Source organism: Brevundimonas sp. (assembly GCF_004210735.1).
Lineage (GTDB): Bacteria > Pseudomonadota > Alphaproteobacteria > Caulobacterales > Caulobacteraceae > Brevundimonas.
Genome location: NZ_SDZL01000108.1, coordinates 1 through 3,170, shown reverse-complemented (window position 1 = coordinate 3,170; position 3,170 = coordinate 1). Strand labels below are relative to the sequence as shown.

4 protein-coding genes are annotated in these 3,170 nt (G+C 66.0%); 2 read left to right on the top strand and 2 right to left on the bottom strand.

The features are described 5' to 3' along the window. Window positions 1-254, bottom strand: a 254-nt coding sequence (locus EON91_RS14120) for a hypothetical protein (RefSeq protein ID WP_292095993.1), incomplete at its 3' end; no start/stop codon positions are given. A gap of 263 nt (window positions 255-517) precedes the next feature. Here EON91_RS14120 and EON91_RS14115 point away from each other — a divergent pair. Both EON91_RS14115 and EON91_RS14110 read left to right on the top strand, forming a co-directional pair. After that, window positions 518-1,534, top strand: coding sequence for a glycosyltransferase family 2 protein (locus EON91_RS14115; protein ID WP_292095991.1), 1,017 nt, complete (start codon window positions 518-520; stop codon window positions 1,532-1,534). 23 nt (window positions 1,535-1,557) lie between these two features. Further along, complete coding sequence (locus EON91_RS14110; protein ID WP_292095990.1) at window positions 1,558-2,676, top strand: Mrp/NBP35 family ATP-binding protein; 1,119 nt, start codon at window positions 1,558-1,560, stop codon at window positions 2,674-2,676. On the opposite strand, the gene EON91_RS14105 is transcribed toward EON91_RS14110, so the two are convergent. Then, window positions 2,677-2,913 carry a hypothetical protein gene (locus EON91_RS14105; protein ID WP_292095988.1) on the bottom strand — a complete coding sequence of 79 codons (237 nt, stop codon included), beginning with the start codon at window positions 2,911-2,913 and terminating at the stop codon, window positions 2,677-2,679. Between the last annotated feature and the right edge of the window lie 257 nt (window positions 2,914-3,170).

Genomic DNA, 3,170 nt, shown 5'->3' with positions numbered 1-3,170 from the left:
CCATTGCCGCCGCCGTCCTTGCGCTTGAAGCGCTCCTGCATCCGGCGAAGCGTCTCTTCGAGGTCGGGGCGATCCTTGCCGCCGCCGCCACTTCCGCCGCCGCCAGGCTTGTTGCCGGGTTGATTGCCGCCGCCGGGTCTACCCCACGGGCTTTCACCACCGCCACCCGGCTTGTTGCCGTTGGAATTGTTGCCGCCGCCGCCACCCCAGGGACCTCCGCCCCCGCCGCTGCCCTTGTTGTCGTTCCAGGGCATAGGCCCGTCCTCCTGAGTGCACGTGTCTGGAGAGTTGTGTCCTCCAGTAGTTGAGCGCGCATTAAAGCCGCTTCAAGGCATGCGCATAAGACAGTTTCACCCAGCAAGCGACTTGCAATCCGGGTGACAAACGCGTGATTCAACACGGACTGAACTTGGTGAACGGCAAGTTCTTCATCTGCTCGTAACCACCATTACTTGCAGTGTAGGCCGTAAACCGCCCTAACTGCCGCCTTGGCGGCCTTCTTGCAGCCCTGGATCGCATGCTCGCTAACCAATCCAGCCCGCTCGAATCTGCCACGGCCGACGTCGCCAACTCACCCGTGCGTCGCGACGTCACGGTGGTGATTGCCGCCTGGCGCGCCGCCGGAACCATTGGCCGCGCCGTCGCCTCAGCCCTCGCCCAGCCCGAAGCCGCCGAAGTCGTCGTGGTCGATGACGCCTCGGGCGATGATGGCGCCACCCTCGCCGCCGCCCGCGCCGCCGACGATGGAACCGGCCGCCTGATCGTGCTGGCGCTCGAGAAAAACTCCGGCCCCTCCGCCGCCCGCAACGCCGCGATCGCCGCCAGCAAGGCGCCCTGGATCACCATCCTCGACAGCGACGACTATTTCGAACCGGGCCGCCTCAAAGGCCTCATGGCGCAGGCCGACAAGGGCTACGACCTCATCGCAGACGACCTGATGCAGGTGAAAGAAGGCGCGCCACGCGAAACCGCGGAGCCGCTGTGGTTCATCGACGGTGACGCCGCCACAATCGATGTCGATTTCACCTACTTCATCAAGGCCTGCGTTCCGCGGTCAGCCGCCCGGCCGCGCGAAATCGGCTTCATCAAGCCAATGATCCGCCGCTTCTTCCTCGACGCTCATGCGATCCGCTATGACGAAAGCATGCGGCTCGGCGAAGATTTCGACCTCTATGCCCGCGCACTGGCGGCTGGCGGCCGCATGCGCCTGATCCCCTGGACAGGCTATATCAGCGTGATGCGGACGAGATCGCTGTCGACGCACCATTCCCGCCACGATCTGGCGCAGCTCGACGCCGCCAACACCCGCCTGCTCGAAAACACCGCCAATGCCGAGCACGCGCGACTTCTACATCATCACCGGTTCTACATTCGCCGGCGCATCGCCTGGATAGATTTCATGGCCGGCGTGAAGTCGGGTAATGTCTTCCGGGCGGGGTGGGTCATGCTAAAGGACCCGCGTCAGGCGCCTGGTCTGATCGGAAAGTTTAGCGACATGATCATTCGCAAGATAACCGGTCGCAAGAACCACTAGGCGCCTCCCGAAGTGGAGCTGCAATGCCGTCTGCCCTCGAAACCTCCATCCGGACCGCGCTCGATAGCGTGACTGATCCCGTGTCGGGCAAGGGCCTCAGCGCCTCCGGCCGCGTCACCGGCCTCGTCGTGCGCGCAGATGGCAAAATCGGCTTCGTCCTCGAAACCGGCGTTGGCGCCGCTGACGAACCGCTTCGCAAAGCCGCCGAGGACGCCGTCGCGCGCGTCGCGGGCGTCACCGCCGTCACCGCCGTCCTCACCGCGGAAGCAACAACCGGCGCACGCACCGTCGCGCCGCCGCGCCCCGCTCCCATCACGCGCCCCGCAACGCCACCGCCTCCACCTGCGCCCACAGTCCGCCCTGCGCGCGGCATCGTCGCCGTGGCCTCCGCAAAGGGCGGCGTCGGCAAATCCACCGTCGCGAGCAACCTGGCCGTCGCCGCAGCAAAATCCGGCCTGCGCGTCGGCCTGCTCGACGCCGACGTCTTCGGCCCGTCGCTCCCCACCATGTTCGGCACTGTCGGCGTAAAGCCCGAACTCACCGCCGCGAAGAAGATGATCCCGGTGATGGCGCATGGCGTCGCCACCATGTCGATCGGCTATCTGGTCGATCCCGATCAGGCCGTCGTCTGGCGTGGCCCGATGGTCATGTCCGCCGTCAATCAGCTCATCAGTGACACCGACTGGGGCGACCTCGACCTGCTCTTCATCGACACCCCGCCCGGCACCGGCGAAGTGCAGCTCACGCTCGTGCAGAAGCTCCCGCTCGACGGCGCCGTCATCGTCTCGACGCCCCAGGAAGTCGCCCTCGCCGATGTCCGCCGCGGCGTTGGCATGTTCCGCAAGACCGCCGTGCCGGTGCTCGGCGTCATCGAAAACATGGCCTGGTTCGAACAGCCCGACGGCTCGCGCGCCTACATCTTCGGCCAGGGCGGCGCCCAGCGCACCGCTGAAGAACAAGGCGTCCCGTTCCTCGGCGCCCTGCCCATCCTGTCGGCCCTGCGCGAAGGCGGCGACGCCGGCACGCCCGCCGCCACCGGCGCAACCACCGCCGCCGAAGCCTTCCGCCTGCTCGCCGAAGCCGTCAGCGAAGCCCTCGCCGCCTCGCCCAACAAGCCCGCTCCGAACATTGTCTTCGAATAGCTAGAGCGAAGCCGGGCCCTGATCGACGGCTGTTTCACCGAGCGACATCAACGCGCGCTCCACGACCTTCAGGTCCTCGCCATCGCGCGCGGGCGCGCCGGTCATGCCCTCTGTGGCGGCGCGCTGGCGCGCCAGAACGTCGGTTTCGACCTGACGAAGCTTCCGCACCTTCGTGTCGCGATCCAGCTTGTCATCCCCCAGGATGCCCTCAACGCAGGACTTCACATCGCTTTGCACGGCTGGCTCCCTTTCAGTTGGAGCCGATCAACTCACTCAGCATGCAGATGAGCAAGCAGAAACTTCCTCCAGCAGATGAGGCCTGCCGCTGCTTTGGCCCCCATCTTGCTCCGTAGAACAGGCGGAGCTCAGCCTCCTGGCCACTCCGCGTTGCGGAGTGCTGCATGCCTGCAAGAGCCCTCGCCATTAACGATTATGAACGCCAGGCGCGGCAGCGAACCACATCTTTATTGGCGCCTGAGCCGCTGAATCTCCTT